27 protein-coding genes and 1 pseudogene are annotated in these 22,220 nt (G+C 46.1%); 8 read left to right on the top strand and 20 right to left on the bottom strand.

Translation table 11 applies throughout. The features are described from left to right. Nucleotides 1-2: 2 nt before the first annotated feature. From AOC28_RS03940 to AOC28_RS03925, 4 genes are read right to left on the bottom strand one after another with little or no spacing between them, the layout of a single operon-like run. Nucleotides 3-1,025: an NAD(P)H-dependent glycerol-3-phosphate dehydrogenase gene (locus AOC28_RS03940; RefSeq protein ID WP_072582672.1), complete on the bottom strand. Its 1,023-nt coding sequence runs from the start codon at nucleotides 1,023-1,025 to the stop codon at nucleotides 3-5. Nucleotides 1,026-1,049: 24 nt separating this feature from the next. Further along, on the bottom strand, nucleotides 1,050-1,562 hold the full coding sequence (gene secB, locus AOC28_RS03935) for a protein-export chaperone SecB (protein ID WP_072582671.1): 513 nt from the start codon (nucleotides 1,560-1,562) through the stop codon (nucleotides 1,050-1,052). 28 nt (nucleotides 1,563-1,590) lie between these two features. After that, nucleotides 1,591-1,845, bottom strand: a complete 255-nt coding sequence (grxC, locus tag AOC28_RS03930) for a glutaredoxin 3 (RefSeq protein WP_072582670.1) — start codon at nucleotides 1,843-1,845, stop codon at nucleotides 1,591-1,593. A gap of 10 nt (nucleotides 1,846-1,855) precedes the next feature. Further along, nucleotides 1,856-2,269 (bottom strand): rhodanese-like domain-containing protein, encoded by a 414-nt coding sequence (locus AOC28_RS03925; protein ID WP_072582669.1) that lies wholly within the window; start codon nucleotides 2,267-2,269, stop codon nucleotides 1,856-1,858. 22 nt (nucleotides 2,270-2,291) lie between these two features. Between AOC28_RS03925 and gpmA the strand changes: the two genes are divergently transcribed. From gpmA to AOC28_RS03910, 3 genes are read left to right on the top strand one after another with little or no spacing between them, the layout of a single operon-like run. Next, nucleotides 2,292-2,981 carry a 2,3-diphosphoglycerate-dependent phosphoglycerate mutase gene (gene gpmA / locus AOC28_RS03920; RefSeq protein ID WP_072582668.1) on the top strand — a complete coding sequence of 230 codons (690 nt, stop codon included), beginning with the start codon at nucleotides 2,292-2,294 and terminating at the stop codon, nucleotides 2,979-2,981. 12 nt (nucleotides 2,982-2,993) lie between these two features. Further along, on the top strand, nucleotides 2,994-4,427 hold the full coding sequence (locus AOC28_RS03915) for a S41 family peptidase (RefSeq protein ID WP_072582667.1): 1,434 nt from the start codon (nucleotides 2,994-2,996) through the stop codon (nucleotides 4,425-4,427). Nucleotides 4,428-4,451: 24 nt separating this feature from the next. After that, nucleotides 4,452-5,204: a HesA/MoeB/ThiF family protein gene (locus AOC28_RS03910; RefSeq protein WP_072582666.1), complete on the top strand. Its 753-nt coding sequence runs from the start codon at nucleotides 4,452-4,454 to the stop codon at nucleotides 5,202-5,204. A gap of 16 nt (nucleotides 5,205-5,220) precedes the next feature. Here AOC28_RS03910 and ptsP read toward each other — a convergent pair whose 3' ends face one another. The 8 genes from ptsP to AOC28_RS03870 form a co-directional block, all read right to left on the bottom strand. After that, on the bottom strand, nucleotides 5,221-6,972 hold the full coding sequence (ptsP, locus tag AOC28_RS03905) for a phosphoenolpyruvate--protein phosphotransferase (RefSeq protein WP_072582665.1): 1,752 nt from the start codon (nucleotides 6,970-6,972) through the stop codon (nucleotides 5,221-5,223). 5 nt (nucleotides 6,973-6,977) lie between these two features. After that, nucleotides 6,978-7,247: an HPr family phosphocarrier protein gene (locus AOC28_RS03900; protein WP_072582664.1), complete on the bottom strand. Its 270-nt coding sequence runs from the start codon at nucleotides 7,245-7,247 to the stop codon at nucleotides 6,978-6,980. A 17-nt stretch (nucleotides 7,248-7,264) separates the two neighbouring features. Then, nucleotides 7,265-7,687 (bottom strand): PTS fructose transporter subunit IIA, encoded by a 423-nt coding sequence (locus AOC28_RS03895; RefSeq protein ID WP_083564218.1) that lies wholly within the window; start codon nucleotides 7,685-7,687, stop codon nucleotides 7,265-7,267. Between the two features lie 2 nt (nucleotides 7,688-7,689). After that, nucleotides 7,690-8,631, bottom strand: coding sequence for a glutathione synthase (gene gshB / locus AOC28_RS03890; protein WP_072582663.1), 942 nt, complete (start codon nucleotides 8,629-8,631; stop codon nucleotides 7,690-7,692). A 28-nt stretch (nucleotides 8,632-8,659) separates the two neighbouring features. Beyond that, complete coding sequence (gene gshA / locus AOC28_RS03885; RefSeq protein WP_072582662.1) at nucleotides 8,660-9,958, bottom strand: glutamate--cysteine ligase; 1,299 nt, start codon at nucleotides 9,956-9,958, stop codon at nucleotides 8,660-8,662. Nucleotides 9,959-10,062: 104 nt separating this feature from the next. Beyond that, the gene (locus AOC28_RS03880) at nucleotides 10,063-11,547 is read right to left on the bottom strand and encodes an ammonium transporter (RefSeq protein WP_072582661.1); all 1,485 of its coding nucleotides are present in this window, start codon (nucleotides 11,545-11,547) and stop codon (nucleotides 10,063-10,065) included. Nucleotides 11,548-11,560: 13 nt separating this feature from the next. Next, the gene (locus AOC28_RS03875; protein ID WP_072582660.1) at nucleotides 11,561-11,899 is read right to left on the bottom strand and encodes a P-II family nitrogen regulator; all 339 of its coding nucleotides are present in this window, start codon (nucleotides 11,897-11,899) and stop codon (nucleotides 11,561-11,563) included. A gap of 24 nt (nucleotides 11,900-11,923) precedes the next feature. After that, complete coding sequence (locus AOC28_RS03870; RefSeq protein WP_072582659.1) at nucleotides 11,924-12,847, bottom strand: TorF family putative porin; 924 nt, start codon at nucleotides 12,845-12,847, stop codon at nucleotides 11,924-11,926. Between the two features lie 264 nt (nucleotides 12,848-13,111). On the opposite strand from AOC28_RS03870, the gene AOC28_RS03865 reads away from it, so the two are divergent. Then, nucleotides 13,112-13,366 (top strand): accessory factor UbiK family protein, encoded by a 255-nt coding sequence (locus AOC28_RS03865; RefSeq protein ID WP_072582658.1) that lies wholly within the window; start codon nucleotides 13,112-13,114, stop codon nucleotides 13,364-13,366. 21 nt (nucleotides 13,367-13,387) lie between these two features. On the opposite strand, the gene AOC28_RS03860 is transcribed toward AOC28_RS03865, so the two are convergent. The 7 genes and pseudogenes from AOC28_RS03860 to AOC28_RS03830 all read right to left on the bottom strand — a co-directional run bounded on the left by AOC28_RS03860 (nucleotide 13,388) and on the right by AOC28_RS03830 (nucleotide 18,001). Then, the gene (locus AOC28_RS03860; RefSeq protein ID WP_072582657.1) at nucleotides 13,388-13,972 is read right to left on the bottom strand and encodes a hypothetical protein; all 585 of its coding nucleotides are present in this window, start codon (nucleotides 13,970-13,972) and stop codon (nucleotides 13,388-13,390) included. Further along, nucleotides 13,965-14,918, bottom strand: a pseudogene (lipA, locus tag AOC28_RS03855) (lipoyl synthase); the annotation flags it as partial. The pseudogene lipA and the gene AOC28_RS03860, both read right to left, overlap by 8 nt. Nucleotides 14,919-14,971: 53 nt before the next feature. Further along, nucleotides 14,972-15,616, bottom strand: a complete 645-nt coding sequence (lipB, locus tag AOC28_RS03850; RefSeq protein WP_072582655.1) for a lipoyl(octanoyl) transferase LipB — start codon at nucleotides 15,614-15,616, stop codon at nucleotides 14,972-14,974. Between the two features lie 8 nt (nucleotides 15,617-15,624). After that, nucleotides 15,625-15,891 carry a DUF493 family protein gene (locus AOC28_RS03845; RefSeq protein WP_072582654.1) on the bottom strand — a complete coding sequence of 89 codons (267 nt, stop codon included), beginning with the start codon at nucleotides 15,889-15,891 and terminating at the stop codon, nucleotides 15,625-15,627. Between the two features lie 19 nt (nucleotides 15,892-15,910). Then, on the bottom strand, nucleotides 15,911-16,624 hold the full coding sequence (locus AOC28_RS03840; protein WP_072582653.1) for an alpha/beta hydrolase: 714 nt from the start codon (nucleotides 16,622-16,624) through the stop codon (nucleotides 15,911-15,913). A 26-nt stretch (nucleotides 16,625-16,650) separates the two neighbouring features. Continuing rightward, on the bottom strand, nucleotides 16,651-16,959 hold the full coding sequence (locus tag AOC28_RS03835) for a ferredoxin (protein WP_072582652.1): 309 nt from the start codon (nucleotides 16,957-16,959) through the stop codon (nucleotides 16,651-16,653). Between the two features lie 16 nt (nucleotides 16,960-16,975). Beyond that, the gene (locus AOC28_RS03830; RefSeq protein WP_237767730.1) at nucleotides 16,976-18,001 is read right to left on the bottom strand and encodes a VanZ family protein; all 1,026 of its coding nucleotides are present in this window, start codon (nucleotides 17,999-18,001) and stop codon (nucleotides 16,976-16,978) included. Nucleotides 18,002-18,107: 106 nt separating this feature from the next. On the opposite strand from AOC28_RS03830, the gene AOC28_RS03825 reads away from it, so the two are divergent. Both AOC28_RS03825 and AOC28_RS03820 read left to right on the top strand, forming a co-directional pair. Further along, complete coding sequence (locus AOC28_RS03825; protein ID WP_072582650.1) at nucleotides 18,108-18,893, top strand: biotin--[acetyl-CoA-carboxylase] ligase; 786 nt, start codon at nucleotides 18,108-18,110, stop codon at nucleotides 18,891-18,893. Further along, nucleotides 18,890-19,699 (top strand): type III pantothenate kinase, encoded by an 810-nt coding sequence (locus tag AOC28_RS03820; RefSeq protein WP_072582649.1) that lies wholly within the window; start codon nucleotides 18,890-18,892, stop codon nucleotides 19,697-19,699. Before AOC28_RS03825 ends, AOC28_RS03820 begins: the two co-directional genes overlap by 4 nt. On the opposite strand, the gene rfaE2 is transcribed toward AOC28_RS03820, so the two are convergent. Continuing rightward, nucleotides 19,696-20,184: a D-glycero-beta-D-manno-heptose 1-phosphate adenylyltransferase gene (rfaE2, locus tag AOC28_RS03815; protein ID WP_072582648.1), complete on the bottom strand. Its 489-nt coding sequence runs from the start codon at nucleotides 20,182-20,184 to the stop codon at nucleotides 19,696-19,698. The genes AOC28_RS03820 and rfaE2 overlap by 4 nt on opposite strands. 92 nt (nucleotides 20,185-20,276) lie before the next feature. On the opposite strand from rfaE2, the gene AOC28_RS03810 reads away from it, so the two are divergent. Continuing rightward, nucleotides 20,277-20,846, top strand: coding sequence for a glutathione peroxidase (locus tag AOC28_RS03810; RefSeq protein WP_072582647.1), 570 nt, complete (start codon nucleotides 20,277-20,279; stop codon nucleotides 20,844-20,846). Further along, a complete protein-coding gene (locus AOC28_RS03805; protein ID WP_072582646.1) occupies nucleotides 20,843-22,219 on the top strand; it encodes an FAD-dependent oxidoreductase in 1,377 nt (458 codons plus the stop codon). Before AOC28_RS03810 ends, AOC28_RS03805 begins: the two co-directional genes overlap by 4 nt. Nucleotide 22,220: the final 1 nt, after the last annotated feature.

The following is a 22,220-nucleotide window of genomic DNA, read 5'->3' as shown; positions in this document are numbered from 1 at the left end:
ACTTACGATTCGATTTTAGGATCGCGCCCCATAAGCTTTTTAACGGCATCATGCGGCTTCAACTTTCCAGAGAGCACTTCACCCATCATCGAAGTAATCGGCATCTCAACCCCTAGGCGTTTTGCCAAATCGCCAACCGCCTCCGCACAAAGCACACCCTCGGCAACGTGACCAAGACTTGCAAGAACCTCAGGTAGCGACTTGCCAGCAGCAAGCTCAAGACCAACGCGACGATTGCGAGAAAGGTCACCAGTGGCAGTCAAGATTAAATCTCCAACACCAGTTAAACCCATACAAGTTTCAGATTTGCCACCGGCAGCCTTCACAATGCGCATCATCTCTGCTAAACCGCGTGTGAGAACAGCAGCGCGTGCATTCAGACCCAAATCCAAGCCGTCTCCAATACCTGCGGCAATAGCTAAGACATTCTTAATAGCGCCTCCTAACTCCACCCCAATCAAATCATCGCTTGAATACACGCGCATATTGCCGTGATGGAAAGCGGTCTGCACTACTTCACATAACTTGGGAGATTTGCTAGCAACTGTTAAAGCGCAAGGCATACCTTCACCAACCTCACGCGCAAAGCTTGGGCCAGATAAGGCGCCATATGAATGCGTTATTCCACGAGAATGCATCTTGCTCTCACGCTCTACAACCTGGTGGGGCAATAAGGCGGTATTCGGCTCAAGACCTTTGCAGAGCCAAATAATATTGAGTGGGTGCTCAGCAATCTTTAAAGCTTGGGCGATTGTTTCTGAGAGCCCCGACATTGGTGTAGCAATGACCAATAAATCATCACTAGAAAGTCTTTTGATGGCAGTAGAAAAGTTGCTCTCAAACTTGAGGCCTGCAGGCAACTGAATCCCTGAAAGATAAGCGCGATTTTCAGCGCTCTCTTCAATTTCTTTTAACTGTTGTTTGCTACGAGACCATAAAACAATATCACCTTCTTGGAGAAAGCGAGCTGCTTGCGCGGCCATCGCCGTTCCCCAGGCACCAGCACCAAGCAGTGTCACTTTCATGATCTGTGGGCTCGCTCGTTGAGCTTAGTGAGGCTTGCTCTCAGCGGCAGCGCCATCCTTAGCGGCAGCTTCTTGTTGAGCTTGCATCAAACGATGTTCATACATGCCGTGGAAATTAATCTCATTCAAATGAATTGGCTGGAAGCCTGCGCGACTAATAATGTCGGCGATATTTGAACGCAAATACGGATACAAAATCGTTGGGCAAGCAATGCCAAGCATGGGATCAATTTGCTCAACCGGAATATTACTAAATTCAAAGATGCCAGCTTGTTTTGCTTCTACCAAGAATAGTACTTTGGTATCGACTTTAGCAGTCACGGTGGAGCTTAGAGCCACCTCAAAGATACCTTCACTTAAGGGTGCAACGGAGATATCAATCTCAACATGCACTTGTGGCTCAGATGCAACCAACAAAATCTGCGGAGCATTTGGTTGCTCAAGAGATACATCTTTTAAGTAAATTCGCTGAATACGAAATCCAGGTTCTTTAGCTTGCTCGGCACTTGCCTGGGGTGCTGGGGATTTTTCAGTCATTGCTAACTTTCTTTGTATGTTTAATCTATTAAGCTAATAAGGGATCAAGCTTTCCAGCCCGATCTAATGCCACTAAGTCGTCATAACCACCAACATGCGTGTCACCTATATAGATTTGTGGAACAGTGCGGCGGCCAGTGCGTGTCATCATTATTTCGCGCTGGGCCGGATCACGATCAATCAAAATCTTTTCGAGATTAGCAACGCCTTTTTTAGTCAGCAACTTTTCCGCCATGACGCAGTAAGGGCAAACTTGGGTGCTATACATTGTTACTGGAGGCATCGATTTCTCCTTACTTCACTAAAGGTAGGGCTGCTGCTTTCCAAGCCAGCACGCCGCCATCTAAAGCGCCTACTTCGGCAAAGCCTAGTTTTTGAGCTTCGGCTACGAGTTTGCGTGACTGGGAGCCCGTTTCACAAACCAAGACCACTGGGTGCTTGCGGTCTAACTTGAGCTTTTCAATGGCTGCAGTTAAGCCGGCAGCATTGGCGAATTTGGCGCCAGGTAAATGCCCTGATTTGAAAGCCTCCTCCGAGCGCAGGTCCAAGACATAGGCTTTGCGACGATTAATCCAAATCGTCGCTTCAGTAGGCGTTAAGCCTTTCCCGCCAATAAGCGTAGATAATGAGGGTAGGAAAAGCGCTATGCCTGAAACCAACAGCAGGGCAATAAGCGCTAAATTATCAATTTGCGTAAGAAAGTTCATCACCAGATTATAGAATGGCTCTATGAAACAACTTGTCCTTATTCGTCATGGCGAATCCGCCTGGAACCTTGAAAACCGCTTCACTGGCTGGGCGGATGTCGACTTAACCCCTAAAGGCGCAGAACAGGCCATCGCAGCAGGTGAAAACCTCAAAAAAGCAGGCTATGAATTTGATATTGCCTATACCTCCGTTTTAAGGCGTGCCATTCGCACTCTTTGGCACGTTCAAGATGCCATGGATTTAATGTGGCTCCCTGTTGTCCATAGCTGGCGCTTAAATGAACGTCACTATGGCGCACTCACCGGATTGAATAAAGCTGAAACCGCAGCTAAATATGGCGATGAACAAGTTCATATTTGGCGTCGCTCCTATGATGTACGTCCGCCGCTACTTGAGCATGATGATGAGCGTCACCCAAAAAATGACCTCCGTTACTCAAAGCTCAATCCTTCTGATATTCCTTTGGGTGAATGCCTGAAAGATAACGTTGATCGAGTATTACCCTTGTGGAATGAATCTATTGCACCCGCACTCAAAGCTGGCAAACGCGTTTTACTAGTAGCACACGGCAACAGCATTCGCTCACTCATTAAGTATTTAGATCAAATGTCTGATGAAGCCATCATGGAAGTGAATGTACCTAATGGTGTGCCACTTGTTTATGACTTAGACGACAACCTCAAACCCATTCAACACTTTTATTTGGATTAAAGCAAAAGAGATATGCGCCAATTTCTAAAGAATTTCGCCCTGATAGCCGTTGGCCTTATCGCCGGCGTAGCAGCCACGATACAGCTCTCCGCGACCGCCCAGCAAAGCCCTCAGCTACCGCTGGATGAGCTTCGCACGCTCTCCAATGTCTTTGCCCAAATTAAGCGCGAATACGTTGAGCCTATTGAAGACAAGCAACTATTAACGGATGCTGTTAAAGGAATGGTCAGTAGTCTTGATCCTCATTCCACTTTCTTAGATAAAAAAGATTTTGCAGAAATGCAAGAGATGACCTCTGGAAAGTTTGCTGGACTTGGTATTGAAATCACTTCTGAAGATGGTGTAGTGAAAGTACTCAATCCAATTGAAGATAGTCCTGCTGCTCGCGCGGGTCTTCAAGCCGGAGACCTCATTACACGCCTTGATGACAAACCTGTACGCGGTATGTCTCTAGACAAAGCGGTACGCACTATGCGCGGCGAACCTGGAACCAAAATTACTTTGACGGTATTTCGTAAGAGTGAAGAGCGTAGCTTTCCGGTCACAATCACTCGCGCAGAGATTAAAGTTCAATCAGTCAAAACAAAAATTCTGGATAACGATATTGCTTGGGTACGCATCACCAGCTTTCAGGAGCGCACCGTTCCTGATCTTGCTAAGAAATTAACCGATATTGCCAATCAAGATCCAAAACTCAAAGGCATCATTCTTGATCTGCGCAACAATGGCGGCGGTCTATTGCAAGGAGCCGTAGGTGTGGCTGCAGCATTCTTGCCTGCTGACGCAGTTATTGTCTCCACTAAAGGCCAGTCCCCAGATTCAAAACAGGTATTTAATGCAACGCCAGCGATGTATCGCCTAAATGAGTCTGGCGACCCTTTGGCGGGTGTTCCAGCGATATTTAAGAAATTACCTATGGTGGTCTTGGTAAACGCTTATTCCGCCTCAGCCTCTGAGATTGTGGCTGGCGCACTCCAGGACTATAAACGCGCAACCATTATTGGAAAAACGACCTTTGGTAAGGGCTCTGTCCAAACCGTTCGCCCCCTGACCAATGATTCAGCACTGAAGATTACTACCGCTTATTACTACACCCCAAGTGGTAAGTCGATTCAGGCTTTTGGTGTAAAACCAGATATCCCAGTAGACCAAAACAAAGATGGTGATCCAGATGATGTCTTAATCACTCGTGAGATCGATAGCGAGAAACACTTACGCAATAAGCAGTCTGCTGAAGATAATCTGATTAAAGATCGCGAACAACGTCGCCTCGAAGAGCTGCAGCGCATTGAAGAGAAAAATGCCAAGAAGACTCCTGAAGAAAAAGAGAAAGATAAGAATAAGAAACCGCCTGAGCTAGGCAGTGCAGATGACTTCATGCTTTCTCAGGCAGTAGCCTTTATTAATGGCCAGCCCGTGAAGCGCTCCTCATCCAAACTCGAATAATCTTTTAATCTCTGCGGCTGGCACATGAATGACGAGCAGTTACTTCGATACTCAAGGCACTTGCTGCTTGACGAGATTGATGTTGCTGGCCAAGAGAAGCTTCTCCAATCACATGCATTAGTCATCGGCGCCGGCGGCTTAGGTAGTGCTGCCGCCCCCTATTTAGCCGCTGCCGGAGTGGGACACATCACCCTAGTAGATCATGATGATGTAGAGCTCACCAATTTGCAGCGTCAAATCATGCATACCGAAAGTAGCGTTGGCAAAAGCAAAGTTGCTTCAGGAAAAGAATTTTTACAATGCCTTAACTCCAGCATTCAGATTGAAACCATTCAGGCTAAAGCCACAGCTTCGCTATTAGATGAACTGCTGCCAAGCGTTGATGTTGTGCTCGATTGCACAGATAACTTTTCAACCAGACACCTTATTAATGCTGCCTGCGTTAAACATCAAATTCCATTGGTTTCAGGCTCAGCTCTCAAGTTCGATGGTCAAGTGAGCGTCTTTGATCTGCGAAATCCAAGCTCACCATGCTATGCCTGCATCTTTTCTCCAGATGAAGTATTTGAAGAAGTCAGTTGCTCCAGCATGGGCATCTTCTCGCCTCTAGTAGGGATCATTGGAGCCATGCAAGCCGCTCAAGCCCTGCAGGTATTAATTGGTTTTGGAGAGCCCTTGGTGGGCCGCATGTTGCTTTGGAATGGGCTTACGACCCAAATCGATGAAATCCGTATTAGCCGTAATTCCGAGTGTTCGGTATGCGGCTCAGCCCACTAGGCAGCGCAATAAATAATTAAGACAGCAGTCGCTCTAGAGCCTTTGCCTGCTCTTCTGGCTCATATGCCTTCAAGACTCTAGCAACGCGGGCTTTTAACAAGCCGACATTGGCCTGAAGAATTTCCCGCTTGACCAGCAATAACTGGCTGAAGTGCATTGAGAAATCCGTTAAACCCAAGGCAAGCAATAACTTCGTTAATGCAGGATCACCAGCCATCTCGCCACAAACAGCCACAGGCACATTGGCACGTTTAGCTTGCTCAATGATATTGGCTAATAAATTCAATATCGCTGGATGTAATGGGTCATATAAATGGGCAACTGCATGATCTGCACGATCAATCGCCAGTGTGTACTGAATTAAATCATTCGTTCCAATAGAAAGAAAATCGAATCGATTAATAAACAAAGGCAAGACTAAAGCAGCGGCCGGAATCTCAATCATTGCACCAACTTGAATATTCGGATTAAATGCTTTGCCACGCTGATGCAATTGTTGTTTCGCTTTTTCAATCAGTCTAAATGTTTCATCAATCTCTTTAGCATGAGCCAACATTGGAATCATGATGCGCGCTTGACCATGTGCTGATGCACGCAGAATTGCTCTGAGCTGCGTTAAAAAGATTTCAGGCTCCGTTAAAGACCAGCGGATTGCCCGCAAGCCCAATGGTGATGTGCCTGTTTGAGAAATATCGCCACCGCCGCCCAATGCCTTATCTGCACCAACGTCAATCGTTCTGATGTTGACAGGTAAGCCATGCATTAAATCGACTACGCGACGATATTCTTGGTATTGCTGCTCTTCATCTGGCAAAGCCTGCTTACGGTCCATGAATAAAAATTCAGAGCGGAATAAACCAACCCCTACAGCACCCAACTTCACCGCCTGAATAGCATCTTCTGGCAATTCAATATTGGCAAACAACTCAATCTCAACACGGTCGGCTGTTTCTGTTTTTGCATGCTTTAACTGTTGGAGCTTGCGAGCTTCTTTGAGAACCTGAGCTTGTAGTTTGCGATATTCGGCTAGTAGCTGCTCATCTGGGGCAACTACTACAACTCCTCGATCGCCATCTAGCACCAACCAATCACCATGACGAATCATTTCGCTAGCATGGCGCACACCAACTACTGCGGGTATTTCCATGCTGCGCGCCACGATAGCCGTATGGGAAGTTTTACCACCCAGATCCGTTACAAATCCGGTAAAAGCATGCTCTTTAAAACGCAGCATGTCATGCGGAGCAATATCGTGGGCAACGATGATGGACTCAACGCCGATATCACTGGTTGGCAAAAAATCGGCATCGTTTAATGGATCTTTTTTCTGGGCATTTAATGCCTTAATCACGCGTTCAGCAACCTGACGAATATCGTTGGCGCGTTCCTTTAAATACGCATCCTCAATGTCTGCAAATTGCTCCAACAGATCATTCAACTCAGTAGTTAAGGCCCATGCTGCATTTAATCGTTGCGTGCGAATGAGTTTAATGGGCTTCTCAGCCAATGCTGGGTCCGCCAATATCATGCCGTGCACGTCTAAGAATGCCGCCATCTCTTGCGGGGCATCTTTTGGCAATCCTTGGCGCAATTGCTCAAGCTCTAGGCGAACCTGATCAAATGCGTCTAATAGCTTTTGTGCTTCAGCCTCTTCTTTACCAGCCTCAATCAGGTGATGGCTGACTTCTAATGCTGCACGAGAAATCAGTACCGCCTTGCCAATGGCAATGCCTTTCGATACTGGAATTCCATGTAATGCAAAAGTCATACTATTTACTCACCCTCACCAAATCGGTCATTAATTAAGGCGGTGAGTGCCTGCATAGCTTCATCCGCCTTTTCGCCCACAGTCTCAAGGGTCACAGTGCTGCCGATACCGGCCGCCAACATCATCACACCCATAATGCTCTTCGCATTAATTTGACGCCCATTACGTGACAGAAATATTTCACAGGGAAACTGAGCGGCTAATTGAGATAGCTTGGCAGATGCGCGCGCATGCAAGCCTAATTTATTGATGATTTCGATTTCTACCGAAGGCATAGTGTGCTGGCCCTTATCTATTCTTGATTTACTTTTGCACCTAAGCGCAAGATGCCATTCTGTCCACCAGCAAGGGCTTTTTGCGCCAAGTCTTCCAGATTTTCTCCGCGATGAGAAATGCAACGCATCAGCATAGGAAGGTTTAATCCCGCCAACACAATTACAGGCGCATTCAATCCCGATAAAGGACCCAAGGCCTCTAACTTTGAGGCCACATTAGCAGGAGTTGCACCCATAACATCTGTCAGGATTAAGACGCCGTTGCCTGTGTTCACACCATAAGCCGCCTTCATCACGCGATCAAAGCTTGCCTTGGTATCTTCATGAGGAGGGATATCCACTGCTCGAACACGCTCAGGCAATACACCAAAAGTATGCTCAGCAAACCCCAGCATTGCGCTGGCAACCGGTGTGTGAGCAACGATGACAATTCCAACCATATTTATGCCAATGCTTTCTCTAGCGCTGCCAACCAAAATTGCGCAACATTAAAGTTGCTTTGGTCAGTAATTTCAACAAAACAAGTAGGGCTCGTCACATTAATTTCGGTGAGATAACCACCAATTAAATCCAACCCTACCAAGAATAATCCACGCTGATTTAAAACAGGGGCTAATTTTTCAGCAATCCCTTTTTCGGTCTCGGTTAAAGGCAACGCTACGCCTTTGCCACCGGCAGCCAAATTACCCCGAATTTCGCTACCCTGCGGAATGCGAGCTAGCGCAAATGGCACTACCTCTCCGCCAATTAAAAGCACCCGTTTGTCGCCCTGGGCAATTTCTGGCAGAAAACGCTGAACCATCAGGGTTCTTGCGCCATTCTCGCCAAGCGTTTCTACAATGCTAGCAAGATTGAGTCCATCAGCCCCAACCCTAAATACACCCATGCCGCCCATGCCATCTAAAGGCTTAATCACGATATCGCGATGTTCCTGATGAAAAAGCTCTACCGCAGCTAATTCACGCGTGACCAAGGTAGGCGGAATCAGTTCTGGAAACTCTGTAATAGATAGTTTTTCTGAATGATCTCGAACAGCGCTTGGCTCGTTAAATACTTTCGCGCCCTGACGTACTGCGGCCGATAACAACCAAGTGGTATTGAGATATTCAATATCGAAAGGAGGGTCTGTGCGCATGAGCACAGCAGAAAAAGACTTGAGTGTTCGAGACTCAATCTCACCCAACTCAAACCAGTTCGTGGAGCCGGGCTTAATCACTAAAGATTGGCAATCAGCTACTACGAAATCATCTCTCCACAACACATTGCGACTTTGACAAAACCATAAGTAGTGCCCAGCCTCTTGCGCTGCTCGCATCATTGCGAGTGTGGAATCTTTTTGAATCTTAAAAGATTCAAGGGGGTCTGCAATAAAAAGAAGGTTCATTATTTCTATTGAGAGATTGGTGATTTATTTATGCAGCTTCAGCATTGGGATCGGTTCGCTCTAGCTCCAATGATGCAGCAAGCAGCGCTAAGCGAGCAACCACACCATACAGATAGAAGCGATTTGGAGCGGCGCTACCTGGCTTAGCCCCTAGATCAGGCATCGAGTTTTGCTCGAAGGCTAGAGGTACAAAATGCATGCCGGGAGCGTTCAGGTTCTCATCTGGCCCACGGTCAGTATGAACACGATAGAAGCCGCCAATGACATAGCGATCAATCATGTACACCACGGGCTCAGCAACCGCTTCATTGACCTTCTCGAAGGTATACACACCCTCCTGAATCAATACATCACTGACCTCAAGGCCCTCCTTGACCACACTCATCTTGTTGCGGTCTTTACGATTCAAGCCCTTTAACTGCGCGGGATCATTGACTACCATCACACCCATGCCATAAGTACCAGCATCAGCTTTTACTACGACATAAGGCTTCTCTTTAATACCGTATTCACGGTACTTCTTAGCTGTCTTTTTCAAGACTTGCTCTACGGCAGTTTGAAGTTCGTCTTCGCCCTTACGCTCATGGAAATTAATATTGGAGCAACTAGTAAAGTAAGGGTTGATCATCCATGGATCGATATCTACAACTTTGGCAAATTTCTTTGCCACCTCTTCATAGGCGGCAAAGTGATTTGATTTACGACGAACATGCCAACCAGCATGTAAGCCCGGCAGCAAGTACTGCTCATAGATATTCTCCAGAATCGGAGGAATGCCTGCGGATAAGTCGTTATTTAACAGGATCGAGCAAGGATCAAAATCTTTTAACCCTAAACGTTGTTTCTTGAGACCTAATCGAGAAAGTGGCTCCATCAACAAGCGATTGCCATCGGGTAAATCAATCCAGGTTGGCTTCTTAATTTCTTCAGAGAAAGTACCTAGTCGAACATTTAAGCCAGCTTGACGCAAAATCGAAGACAAGCGCGCAATGTTCTGCAAATAGAAAGTATTGCGTGTATGTCGTTCTGGTATCAGCAATAAGTTTTTGGCCTCAGGGCAAATCTTCTCAATGGCAGCCATGGCAGCCTGAACAGCAAGCGGCAACATCTGCGGCGAAAGGTTATTAAACCCTCCAGGGAAAAGATTGGTATCAACTGGAGCTAACTTAAAGCCAGAATTGCGTAAATCGACAGAACAGTAGAAAGGCGGGGTATGTTCTTGCCATTCCAGCCTGAACCAACGCTCAATGGTTGGGGTCGCTTCTAGAACCTTTGACTCTAATTCGAGCAAAGGGCCGGTGAGTGCAGTAATGAGATGTGGAACCATTCCACCATTGTAAGATTATTAAAAGAAAGACGCGGGATCCGAGGATCCCGCGCTTAAAACTAGGCAGCCAACTAGGGCCGCCCAGTGAGGGGTAAATCTACTGATTAAGACTCGTAAGCAGTCTCACCGTGTGAGCTGATGTCCAAGCCTTCGCGCTCTTCTTCTTCCTTAACGCGCAAACCAATCACGATATCGATCAATTTGAAGGCTACAAAAGAAACTACGCCAGACCAAATTACAGTGGTAATCACACCTTGAGCCTGGATCCATAATTGGCTAGCAACAGAGTAATCGGGAGCAACTGCATTAGCTACATAATCCCAGATACCTGTTCCACCCAAAGCTGGGTCAGCGAATACACCAGTCAACAATGCGCCAGTAATACCACCTACGCCATGAACACCAAACACGTCCAAGCTGTCATCTGAACCCAAAATCTTCTTGAGACCAGTAACACCCCAGAGGCAGATTACGCCAGCGATAACACCGATTACGATTGCACCCATTGGGCCAACGAAACCAGCAGCAGGAGTAATTGCAACTAAACCAGCTACGCAACCAGATGCAGCACCTAACATTGATGGCTTACCTTTGAGAACCCACTCAGCAACTGACCAACCCAATACAGCAGCAGCGGTAGCTAAATAAGTATTCACGAATGCCAAGGCAGCGCTACCGTTTGCTTCAAGAGCTGAACCAGCATTGAAACCAAACCAGCCGAACCACAAGAGAGCAGCGCCAGACATTACATAAACTAAGTTATGTGGCTTCATTGCTTCTTTGCCGTAGCCCAAACGCTTGCCGATTACAAAGGAACCAACCAAACCAGCGATCGCAGCATTGATATGCACAACGGTACCACCAGCAAAGTCGAGAACACCTTTTTGCCACAACCAACCAGCACGAGCAGTAATCGCTTCGAGTGATGCAGCATCTTTGATGTCATCTGGACCAGGCCAGAACCAAACCATGTGAGCGATTGGCAGGTAGCTCAAAGTGAACCAAATCACCATGAATACCAAGATTGCAGAGAACTTAGCGCGCTCAGCAAAAGAACCAATGATCAAGCAGCAAGTAATAGTTGCGAACACCGCTTGGAAAGCCATAAATACATACTCAGGAATCACAACACCCTTACTAAAGGTTGCTGCTACTGAGTCTGGATTCATACCGCCCAAGAAGAGGCGATCTAATCCACCGATGAATGCTCCGCCTTCCGTGAATGCAAAGCTATAGCCATAAATCGCCCATAGCACTGAAATCAAAGAGAAGACCATGAAACATTGCATACAGATAGACAAGATGTTCTTGCTACGTGTCAAACCGCCGTAGAACAACGCCAAGCCAGGAAGAGTCATCAACAGCACTAATGCTGTACAGACCATCATCCAAGCAGTGTCACCTTTATTGCACTTTTCAGAGCAAAGAACAGGAGCAGGTTCTGCAGCAGCAGGAGTAGCAGCAGGAGCTGTTACAGCTGGTTTTTTTACTTCATCAGCATGCGCTGGCGAAGTAACCATTACACCAGTAGCGCCAATAGCCAAAGCCATAGCACCACCAGCAACGAGTCGTTTCATCCAAGTTAACATTTTGAACCTCTCTTTAAAGTGCTGACGCGCCGGTTTCACCGGTGCGAATACGAATGACGTGCTCAACTGGAGAGACAAAAATCTTGCCATCGCCAATCTTGCCAGTACGTGCTGATTTTTCAATTGCTTCAATCGCACGCTCCAAGATGCCATCTTCAACAGCAGCTTCAATTTTTACTTTAGGTAAAAAGTCGACAACATACTCAGCACCACGATACAACTCGGTGTGACCTTTTTGACGACCAAAGCCTTTAACTTCAGTGACGGTAATGCCCGAAACTCCCGCTTCCGAGAGAGCTTCGCGCACTTCGTCAAGCTTGAAGGGCTTGATGATTGCGGTAATTAATTTCATGTGTTTCTCCGTTCAGAGTGGAAATTAGAAAGTTTTTGTCAAAGCTACAACTGCGTTAGCACGACCAGCGTTGCCGCCGTTAGGAGTTGTGTAAATATAGTTATTACCAACTTTTTGTGCAGTTGTACCAGTGTAGTAAGCAGAACCTGACAAGCCACCACCGAAGTCCTTAGTTAAACCGAGTTTCCAGTCTGCATAGCTCCAGTTATATGTTCCACCCATATTGGCGCCAGCTAAGGCTGAGGTAGTAACAATATTATTAGGAACATATTGGTAACCAACGTGCGCATTGACAGTAATACCGTAGTAGCCGGTGTCGTAGTTCGCTGTCAAGTCTGGGTAGAAAGAGCCCTTAGAGTTATAGATACCAAAGAGGTTGCTTAACGCGTATGAGAACTTGAAGAAACCGGCAACAGGACCAGCAGTGAAGTTTTGGGCTGCATAAACTTCAGTTGTGCTAGGTGCAGCACCAGAAGCTTGACGGTATGTAGGAAGCTTTTGCAATTGCGCGCCAGTTGGAGCATTAGGCATCATTCCAGAAACTGGGTAGTAGTACTGCAATACACCAAAGTCACTAGCAAAACCTTCGCCGATAAATTCTTTCTTGAAACCAGCATAGAAGTCCATTTCGATTGGCGCAGTAACAGCATTTGTGCCGCTTGGGGCTCCATTACCGCCATAGCTATCGCTGATCCAGCTAATGTTTGAGTTCCAGTTACCTACATAGAAACCGCTCTCATGCGCGTAGTCAAAGCCACCTTGAATCGCTGGCTTGTTATTGGTTTGTGTCAAACCACGATAGATATAGTTGCTTGCAACAGTTACGTTAGCAGTGATTGGGCTTACTTCTGGTGCTGCTGGCTCGTCAGCTGCGAATGCTGCAGTTGAAAGGCCTGCCAACAAAGCTACTGCTGCCGCAGAGATTGCTGTCTTTTGCAAAGTTTTCATGAACTACTCCTTACTGGTTGTAATAAAAAAATGGGTTGAATGCTTATTGCATGGGGTGATATTGAATCCCCAGGGGTTCATGGCCTTGTCACAAATCCCCTAAATAAGGCAAATGCTCTTTTTTGGTGCTAAATATTGCACCGAATGAGTGAATATGGGGCATTTTTCGGGTTTTAACCCCTTTTTGGGCAGTTTTACGCATACAACTTAAAATACAAATGTGTATCTTTTCTGCAACTCTCAATAGAACTGCGAACCCTCATCATGCAAAAACCAGGCGAAATCCTCGAGCAAATCCAACGTATCGCGAACGATATGCAAAACAAGGTTGGTGATGCCATTCGCAATTCGCCAGCTCAAGAAATTGAAAAGAATGTACGCGCCATGATGAATCAAGGATTTCAGAAAATGGATTTAGTAACGCGCGAAGAATTTGATCTTCAAAGCAAAGTGCTTGCTAAGACACGTGAAAAGTTAGAAGCGCTTGAAGCTAAAGTTGCTGCCCTAGAAAAACAATAATTAAATGATCTTCTCTTCAGACTACTCTGGAGAAAAATCACTAAAGAAGTTTTCACACTCTTCTTTAGACAATAAAGTTTTTGCATTCTCCGTGCCTGCATTCATATGCAGGACTGATATTTGATAAACCCAGATATCACCATTCGGTGCAACTCGATTAATCCAACGAACGCGCATGAGTTGCTGTGATTTACCGTTGGATTTCAAATCCAGAAAATAATCCTTGATCGGTAAACGCTGTCGATCTGTTGTTTTATAAAAAGCATCCTCAACAGTGACATCGCCACCAGATGCTTTTGCCCTATCAATTAAGTTAGCCTGTAATTGCGAAAGTAACTTGCTTAGTGAGGCACTTTGATTGGCCGGCAACTGGATAGTGCTGACCGAGTAAATATCATCATCAATTTTTACCGCTTCAAGTGTCTGTAAAAGTTCTTGATCAAGATAAGGAATGCGGCGCTCTAACTTATCTGGTTTGCCAGGAAATAAAGCGGTATATCTTTCTTGCGGCGCTTGGACTGTACGCCAATCTAATTTAGGACTACATGCAATGAGAAAAATGAAGGTCGCTAGTAAGGTAGCGGCCTTAGAAACCAGTCTAAACAACCCCTGCTCCATGCGCTTGTTGATCTGCGTGATAGCTTGAGCGCACCATAGCGCCTACAGCCGCATGAGAAAAGCCCATTTCATAAGCCTTTTCTTCAAACATCTTAAAGACGTCGGGATGAACGTAACGCGTAACAGGTAGATGATGTCCTGACGGGGCGAGATACTGACCAATAGTGAGCATGTCGATATTGTGCTCACGCATATCGCGCATCACATCTAAGATTTCTTCATCTGTTTCACCAAGGCCCACCATCAAACCGCTTTTAGTAGGGACATGAGGAAAGCGCTCTTTAAAATCTTTCAAGAGCTTTAAAGAATGCAAATAATCTGCACCCGGTCTAGCCTGTTTATATAAACGTGGCACTGTTTCGAGGTTGTGATTCATCACATCAGGCAAACCACTAGGCGCATGCTCAGCAAAAATATCCAACGCTTTATCTAGACGACCACGGAAATCTGGCACCAACACTTCAATTCGGGTATTTGGGGAGAGTCCGCGTGATTGAGAAATACAATCAACATAGTGCATTGCGCCACCATCACGAAGATCATCACGATCTACGCTTGTAATCACCACATAGTTCAGTTTGAGAGCGGCAATAGTGCGCGCTAAATTAGCAGGCTCTTTATCATCCAGAGGATCTGGTCTGCCATGGCCTACGTCACAAAACGGACAACGACGGGTGCACTTGTCACCCATGATCATGAAAGTGGCAGTTCCTTTGCCAAAGCATTCGCCAATATTGGGGCAGCTGGCCTCTTCACAGACAGTAACTAACTCGTTCTCGCGCAAAATCTTTTTGATTTCAGAAAAGCGAGAATTATTAGATGCGGCCTTCACCCGAATCCAGTCAGGCTTTTTCAATACCTCTGTTAAAGGAATAATTTTGATCGGAATGCGCGCAGTCTTCTCGCTCGATTTTTGTTTACGTGACGCGTCGTAATTGAGGTCTTGGCGCGCCTCGATAGGTGTCTTGGTGTCAGGCTTATTTGTGGTCATGATGGCATCAGTTGCTTTTGTAAGTGCTGCAAAAGCCTTTGGCTAATAGTGTCTATATTGTCCTTGATCCCAAGGGTTTGCATGTCGACCGTCTTTAAACCCTCATACCCACAGGGGTGGATACGCTGAAATGCCCCTAAGTCGGTAGCGACATTCAGGGCTAGGCCATGATAGGAGCAGCTTTTGGAGACTTTGAGGCCCAAGGCAGCCACCTTAGCGCCAATCCATTCTGAGGGCACTCCTGACTGCTGAGAGACATAAATTCCTGGAGCCCCCGGATGCCTTTCAGCCTTAATCCCAAAATCTGACAACGTATCTATCAGCGCCTGCTCTATACGAGAGACCAATTCTTTTACAAAGATCCCTAGACGCTTTAGATCTAGCAAAAGATAAACCACGATTTGGCCTGGCCCGTGATAGGTAATCTCTCCACCCCGATCTACTTGCACGAGTGGAATTTGATTGCTGGGTGTATGCAAGTTACCCGCATCACCTGCCAAACCTAAAGTGAAAACAGGGGGATGCTCTAGGACCCAAATTTCATCAGGCGTTTCACTAGTACGCTCTTTAGTAAAAAGTTTCATCGCCTCATATGTAGAGGCGTAATCTGCTAAACCCAGTTGTTTTACTAAAGCTGGCATGAATTCAATTACAGAACAACACTAACTAATGGATGAGTGGACAAGGTTCTATACAACTCATCTAACTGTTCACGGCTAGTCGCAGTAATTGGCAAAGTAATGCCTAAATAATTTCCATCCTTAGAAGGACGCTGCTCGACCTTACTCTCATCAAACGTAGGATCAAATTGTTTGGCAATATGCACTATCGCTGGAAGATATTCTGGGTTTGCTTTACCCATGACCTTGATAGGAAATAATGATGGGTACTCGATTAATGATTTTTCTTCGGCCATATAGTCTTTCTATTTCTAATTACTTACGATGATCTGGCATGCCTAACCACGCGCCAGTAATGATATTGCGAATGCAATGTAGGCGGCGATGGAAAAAGTGATCTGCGCCAGGCACTACTTGCACAGTCAACTCTTGCGGACGCGCCCAATCTAAAACATCAATCAAGGGAATGGTTTCATCCAGTTCCCCATGAATCAAAATCGTATCGGCAGGCACTGGGGCCAGAGTCCATTTGCCTGCAGCACTACCCACCATCACTAGGCGCTCAGCTGGACGACCTAATTCTGAAAGCCGTTGCACTAAGTGACTACCAACAAAGCTTCCAAAAGAAAAACCTGAAACTACTAGCGGCAGCGTATTCGCCTCCCTTGTCCAGGAATGATTCGCCGTTGCTTCAAATTGACTCCAACTTGATGGTGTTTGCATCCAATCGGTTACATGTAGCAAGTCCTCTAACTCACCAACACCGTCGTCATGAACACCCTCAGTTCCACCTACACCGCGAAAGTTTGGGCGCACGCTGACGTAACCCAACTGGTTAAAAGCACGCGCCATAGTTTGGGCCACCTTGTTATCCATCGTGCCACCCATCAATGGATGGGGATGTGCCACGAGGGCCAAGCCACGCACAGCAAATGCAGGATCATTTTTTAATTCATCCGGCAGATCAATAGACATTTCCATTGATCCGACAATGCCTTCAATCTGAATTACTTTTGTACGGCTATTCATAAAAAACTTTCAACTCTCTGTAATGGCTAGGCTAATTGCAAGCGCTCTACTGGACGACCTTCGATTAAATGGGACTGGATAATTTCTTCAACATCATCTACATCAACCATGGTGTACCAAATACCCTCTGGGTAGACAACCATGACAGGACCGTCAGCACAGCGATCCAAGCATCCCGCCTTATTCACCCGAATTTTTCCTGGGCCCGCAAGACCAAGCTCTTTCACTCTTTTCTTGGCGTAGTCAAACAAAGCAAAAGCATTATGTTGATCGCAACAATCTTCACCATTGGCACGCTGATTGAGACAAAAAAATAGGTGGTGTGAAAAACTCATAGGAAAATTATATTCATCAATGTTTCGGTTTAAATTCCACGGCACTTCGAACCATCCAAATCAGTGCCAGAGGTAACCATACTACGGAAACCCATTGCATCAACTCATTAAAGTGCAATAAGCGCCCTTGATACCAGTGTCTGAGCGTCAGAATGAAATATGGATTGTCAGGCAAAACATTGACCGCTATTGTGGTTCCCAGCAAGCAAATTAAAGCTAACCAAAACTTAGTCATTTGCTTGAGCTTTAACGTCCATCTTAATAAGATGCCGCCTATTACCATTCCCCATAGAGCTCCAGCCGTAAGCCAGATCAAACTAAACTCAGCGCCAAATTGAAGGGCGGTAAATAGAATCTTCACCATCACGGTTAGACCAAGCAGTCCATTGAGAATGCGCCACTGGGGGGCTTTAGTGCGCAATCCTAGAGATAGCAACAAGGCCACTCCAAGCCAGCATAGCGAGGTGATTGCCGCCTCTTGAATAACCTGATTAATCACCACAGTACCCCAATCGACCGAGCCAAATATGGCATGGCCCCATACACCTGTGCCAAGCCAAGAGCTTTGTGGATAAATTTGTGACCAGGGAAACAATAAGAACAGGGCACACGCTGCCCAATTAAGGCCAAACCATTGATCAAAGCGCCGACGAATTGCGCTTCCAGAAAGCCATTGTGGCCCTAGAGGAATCGCTAATAAGCCGCCTAACAGTCCTCCCAATATATTGGCCCACCAGTCCATCTGACTCGGTATGCGAGTAGGCAGCCAAGACTGCAAAGTTTCTACACCTAGTGCCAGGCCAGCACTCAAGCTAAGGGCCATTCCAAGAGCTACGTAGTTACGCCAACGAGGATAGGCAGCAAACACTACCAAAAATCCAAAGGGAATATAAGCCAAGATATTGACCGATACATCAAATAAAGTCATAAAACGTGGCAAGGGAGCATCCAACCACGCCCAAGCAGAGATCCCATTCTGAAAATCAAAGTCAAAGGGGTTTAGGCTTACATAGATGATCAAAAGCGCGTAGCTTAAGCTCATAGCCCTCGCTAAAGGCATAGCCTGTAGTGGCCATACTAGCTTCCGAGGTCGTTGATCTTTTTTATCCATCCCACAATTCTAGGTCAGACCTTTCTACAATGGCGGAATGACTGCAAATTGCATCCTTGAGCGCGTTACCGAGACTAGATCCACCAATGACGATCTGATGAGTCGCTGGCGTGCAGGGGAACTCATTGATCCGGTGGCTCGGATTGCCCACAAACAAACTGCGGGCAAAGGCAGGGCAGGCCGAGCATGGCTAGCCAACCCCGAGGACTCTCTTTGCTTCTCTCTCGCATTTTCATTTAAAAGAACTCCGGCCGAACTCAGCGGACTCAGCTTATTAGTTGGCCTTGCAGTGATAGAAGGTATTGCACAAGCTTGCAATCTAAGTGAGAAAGCCCTTCAAGAGGCTGGCCTGCAACTGAAATGGCCCAATGACTTATTACTAAACAACCGTAAACTTGGCGGCATCCTGATTGAGGGCGGCCAAGCAAAAGCGGGTGATCCTACTTGGATGATTATTGGGGTTGGCATTAACTTGCGCAATCCAGAAGCAATTGAAGCAAATCTAGATACGGGCCTGAAAGTGGGTTCACTTGCTCAACTGACAAAATCACTCCCTGATACAGAATATCTCTGGCTCAAACTGATTGCTTCACTCGAACACAGTCTTGCCGAATTTGACCTGCATGGATTTAAGTCCTACAAAGAACGCTGGATGGGCTGGGATGCATATCGAGATCAGGCCGTGTACATTTCGGGCGCTGGTAAGGATCCTATTCATGGCATTGCAAAAGGTGTAGATGGGACAGGGGCATTACTATTGCAACAAGAAAACAAAATCATCGCCATTCATGCGGGTGATTTTTCATTGCGGATTCAATCATGAGCCTTTATTTATTTTTTGATGTTGGTAACACGCGCCTGAAGTGGGCAGCTGTGGAGTCAACACAAAATCCTAGCGCTCAACAAAAAAAGTTATGGGCATACTCAGGCTCTATTAGTAGCAAGTCTTTGCAATCAGCAGAACATCGAGCTGAGTTGGCTGACTATATTGCTAAAACCTTACCGAAGCCTGCAGCTATTGGCTTTGCCTGCGTTGCTGGCCAGGAAGCGATTGCCAATCTCAAATCACTGTTCCCGCAATGGAATGACCTGGATTGGAAACAACTTGCTGGCAATAGTGCTTACACAGGAATGCGTAGCCTGTATCAAGATCCCAGCAAGCTCGGCGCTGACCGCTGGGCCGCTCTGATTGGGGCACGCGCCTTATCAAATAAAAACACCTTGATTGTGAATGCCGGTACTGCCACCACCATCGACTTATTGGGTTCTAACGGCGTACATTACGGCGGATGGATTTTGCCTGGCTTAGGATTAATGCAAGAAAGTCTGGCAAGTAATACTGCACAGTTAGGCTTGGCGAAGCGTGCGGAACATCATGGATTTGGATGCTCTACCAATGACGCAATTATCGGAGGATGTGATGCGGCGCAAATTGGTGCAATCCTCTATGGCATACAACATGCAAAAGAGTTAAATTTTCCCATCGAAAAAATTTGGCTTGATGGCGGCAACGCCAAAGTCCTAGCGCAAGAAATTACAAAAACTAATTTACCAATCAAGCAATCCGTGGAAGTAACTGAAGGATTAGTACTTCGCGGTATCTGGGCGTGGTTACTGCAAAACCTCTAAGAGCGGATCTTACCCAACAGGCTTGTAGTTGATCGCTCATATAGGAAAGGTATCGCAACTGCTTTACCACCCCAACTTTTTACCAAATGGGTTTCTGCCAAAGTGTCGATATCGTAATCACCACCCTTGACGTAAATATCAGGACGAATTTTTTCAATCAAATTGACTGGCGTTTGTTCGGTAAACAACACAGTCATATCCACGCTTTCTAATGCAGCCAATAAAGCCTGGCGATCAGCCTCTGCATTAATGGGTCTGTCATCGCCTTTACCCAACATCTTCACTGAGGCATCAGAATTTACGCCCACCACCAAGCTAGCCCCTAGGGCACGAGCCTGGGCCAAATAACTGGCATGGCCACGGTGCAGGATATCGAAGACTCCATTAGTAAAGACCAATGGTCTAGGAAGATTTTCCAGGCCAGTAGCAAGCTGTTCTGGTGAGCAGACTTTTGCTTCAAAAGAAGGGGGTGGCAAATGACTCATAACCCAATATTAATGGCAATCTTGCGAGGCCAGCGATATTACCCAGAATGTCTTAGACTTGGCTTCTCACTCGTGAATAAAAAAGGTGCAATATGCCCCGTTTTGTAATGAACTGCCTATTTGGGCTAATTGCATTCTTATCTGGATTTCAGCTTGCCAATGCTGCGCCGACTTGCAGCCCCCTGCTCTCCCATACTTTTCCTCGCTTGCAGGATGAAGCGCCGCAAAACCTTTGCCAATATCAAGGGAAAGTCATATTGGTAGTCAATACAGCCAGCTTTTGCGGCTTTACCAGCCAATATGAAGGTCTTGAGAAGATTTACGCCAAATATAAAGATCAAGGCTTTGTCATTCTGGGCTTTCCTTCTAATGACTTTGGACAACAGGAACCTGGTAGCAATAAAGAGATTGCCGATTTCTGCAAGAACACCTATGACGTGAAATTTCCGATGTTTGCTAAGAGCACGGTTTCCGGCAGCAACCCTAACCCATTATTTAAGATATTGATAGCCAAAACTGGCACAACCCCAAAATGGAATTTTTATAAATATTTAATCGATCGAAACGGTAATGTGGTTGATTCGTTTGGAAGCGTTACTAAACCCACGAGCACCAGCGTTATAAATGAAATTGAAAAGCTTTTAGGAGAAAAAGCTCAGTGAGTAAAAAAAGAATTGCCATTATTGGCGCAGGCATCTCTGGGTTAGGCTGTGCCTACGCCTTAAGACAACATCCTGAATTTGAAATCACCTTGTATGAAGCTGGCGATCACATTGGTGGCCACAGCAATACTGTTGATATCACTTGCAATATCGGTGGAAATGAAATCACACACGGTGTAGACACTGGTTTCTTGGTATTTAACCGTAAGACTTATCCACGGCTCGTTCGTTTATTCGAAGAAATTCAAGCGCCAGTAGCCCCCTCAGAAATGTCTTTTTCTGTATCGATTGATACCGCCAGTAAATCTGGGGCGGGGAAAAAGATTGAATGGGCTGGTAACGACATCAATTCTTTTTTTGGACAAAGATCCAATCTCCTATCTCCATCATTTTGGAGAATGGCTTATGACATCATGCGTTTTAATCGTTTGGCCACTCAGTTAGCACATGACCAAATTGAAGCTGGTCATCAATACAAAGAGCCTGATGAAAAAATTGCCGATTTTTTAAAACGTCATCGCTTTAGCCAAAGCTTTAAAGAGAATTACTTTCTACCCATGATCGGCGCCATCTGGTCTTGTTCAGTCGAACAGATGCTCGAGTTCCCTATTCAAACCATGGTGCGCTTTTGCCATAACCACGGCCTTTTGCAAATCCAAAATCGCCCGCAATGGTTGACTATCAAGGGTGGCTCACGAGAATATGTAAAGCGCCTTGTGACAGCACTAGAAACGCATGGGGTGGCCATTAAAAGGGACTGTGTCCTGAGGGTGAATACAGGTCATGATGTCGGGCCAGTTGAGGTTATCAGTCAGGCTGGCTCGGCTCATTTCGATGAAGTCATCATGGCTTGTCACAGCGACCAAACATTAGATTTAGTTCATGGCATTGACCAACAATCAAGAAATATCCTGGCATCAGTTCCATACCAAAAGAATCGAGCAATATTACATACCGATATTCGTTTCTTGCCAGATGCAAAACGTTGCTGGGCTGCGTGGAATTACACCGCTAAATCCGGCGCTAAACCCAATACAAAACAACATGTCAGCGTACACTACTTAATTAATCGTCTGCAACCTCTACCAGTTCAACTTCAAGACACCCAAATTATTGTGAGCTTAAATCCCTCGGAAGAGCCAGATCCAAAACTTGTACATCAAGAGATTCACTATTCACACCCTGTCTTTGATATGAGTGCGATTCAAGCCCAGAAGGAGCTACCCCTAATTCAGGGCACATCCTCTATTTGGTATTGCGGCGCCTGGACGGGATTTGGGTTTCATGAAGATGGTTTACGCTCCGGAGAATTAGTGGCAGAAGCTTTAATTGAAAGCATTCGTCAACCGATCAAAACCAAACAAGATGTGTAGT

Origin of the sequence: Polynucleobacter sp. MWH-Adler-W8 (assembly GCF_001889925.1) — a bacterium.
Classification (GTDB): Bacteria; Pseudomonadota; Gammaproteobacteria; order Burkholderiales; family Burkholderiaceae; genus Polynucleobacter.
This window is presented reverse-complemented; position numbering and strand designations above follow the sequence as displayed.

Excerpts from the sequence above, each read along its gene's own strand:
- AOC28_RS03810 (WP_072582647.1), top strand. The coding sequence starts at position 20,277 with ATGCCCCGTTTTGTAATGAACTGCCTATTTGGGCTAATTGCATTCTTA.
- AOC28_RS03840 (WP_072582653.1), bottom strand. The coding sequence starts at position 16,624 with ATGAATAGCCGTACAAAAGTAATTCAGATTGAAGGCATTGTCGGATCA.
- gshA (WP_072582662.1), bottom strand. The coding sequence starts at position 9,958 with ATGGTTCCACATCTCATTACTGCACTCACCGGCCCTTTGCTCGAATTA.
- AOC28_RS03940 (WP_072582672.1), bottom strand. The coding sequence starts at position 1,025 with ATGAAAGTGACACTGCTTGGTGCTGGTGCCTGGGGAACGGCGATGGCC.
- AOC28_RS03830 (WP_237767730.1), bottom strand. The coding sequence starts at position 18,001 with ATGAGCTTAAGCTACGCGCTTTTGATCATCTATGTAAGCCTAAACCCC.
- AOC28_RS03910 (WP_072582666.1), top strand. The coding sequence starts at position 4,452 with ATGAATGACGAGCAGTTACTTCGATACTCAAGGCACTTGCTGCTTGAC.
- AOC28_RS03845 (WP_072582654.1), bottom strand. The coding sequence starts at position 15,891 with ATGGCCGAAGAAAAATCATTAATCGAGTACCCATCATTATTTCCTATC.
- AOC28_RS03900 (WP_072582664.1), bottom strand. The coding sequence starts at position 7,247 with ATGCCTTCGGTAGAAATCGAAATCATCAATAAATTAGGCTTGCATGCG.
- AOC28_RS03870 (WP_072582659.1), bottom strand. The coding sequence starts at position 12,847 with ATGAAAACTTTGCAAAAGACAGCAATCTCTGCGGCAGCAGTAGCTTTG.
- AOC28_RS03820 (WP_072582649.1), top strand. The coding sequence starts at position 18,890 with ATGAGCCTTTATTTATTTTTTGATGTTGGTAACACGCGCCTGAAGTGG.
- secB (WP_072582671.1), bottom strand. The coding sequence starts at position 1,562 with ATGACTGAAAAATCCCCAGCACCCCAGGCAAGTGCCGAGCAAGCTAAA.
- AOC28_RS03835 (WP_072582652.1), bottom strand. The coding sequence starts at position 16,959 with ATGAGTTTTTCACACCACCTATTTTTTTGTCTCAATCAGCGTGCCAAT.
- AOC28_RS03880 (WP_072582661.1), bottom strand. The coding sequence starts at position 11,547 with ATGTTAACTTGGATGAAACGACTCGTTGCTGGTGGTGCTATGGCTTTG.
- AOC28_RS03915 (WP_072582667.1), top strand. The coding sequence starts at position 2,994 with ATGCGCCAATTTCTAAAGAATTTCGCCCTGATAGCCGTTGGCCTTATC.
- grxC (WP_072582670.1), bottom strand. The coding sequence starts at position 1,845 with ATGCCTCCAGTAACAATGTATAGCACCCAAGTTTGCCCTTACTGCGTC.
- AOC28_RS03825 (WP_072582650.1), top strand. The coding sequence starts at position 18,108 with ATGACTGCAAATTGCATCCTTGAGCGCGTTACCGAGACTAGATCCACC.
- rfaE2 (WP_072582648.1), bottom strand. The coding sequence starts at position 20,184 with ATGAGTCATTTGCCACCCCCTTCTTTTGAAGCAAAAGTCTGCTCACCA.
- ptsP (WP_072582665.1), bottom strand. The coding sequence starts at position 6,972 with ATGACTTTTGCATTACATGGAATTCCAGTATCGAAAGGCATTGCCATT.
- AOC28_RS03925 (WP_072582669.1), bottom strand. The coding sequence starts at position 2,269 with ATGAACTTTCTTACGCAAATTGATAATTTAGCGCTTATTGCCCTGCTG.
- AOC28_RS03865 (WP_072582658.1), top strand. The coding sequence starts at position 13,112 with ATGCAAAAACCAGGCGAAATCCTCGAGCAAATCCAACGTATCGCGAAC.
- AOC28_RS03895 (WP_083564218.1), bottom strand. The coding sequence starts at position 7,687 with ATGGTTGGAATTGTCATCGTTGCTCACACACCGGTTGCCAGCGCAATG.
- lipB (WP_072582655.1), bottom strand. The coding sequence starts at position 15,616 with ATGCCAGCTTTAGTAAAACAACTGGGTTTAGCAGATTACGCCTCTACA.
- AOC28_RS03875 (WP_072582660.1), bottom strand. The coding sequence starts at position 11,899 with ATGAAATTAATTACCGCAATCATCAAGCCCTTCAAGCTTGACGAAGTG.
- gpmA (WP_072582668.1), top strand. The coding sequence starts at position 2,292 with ATGAAACAACTTGTCCTTATTCGTCATGGCGAATCCGCCTGGAACCTT.
- gshB (WP_072582663.1), bottom strand. The coding sequence starts at position 8,631 with ATGAACCTTCTTTTTATTGCAGACCCCCTTGAATCTTTTAAGATTCAA.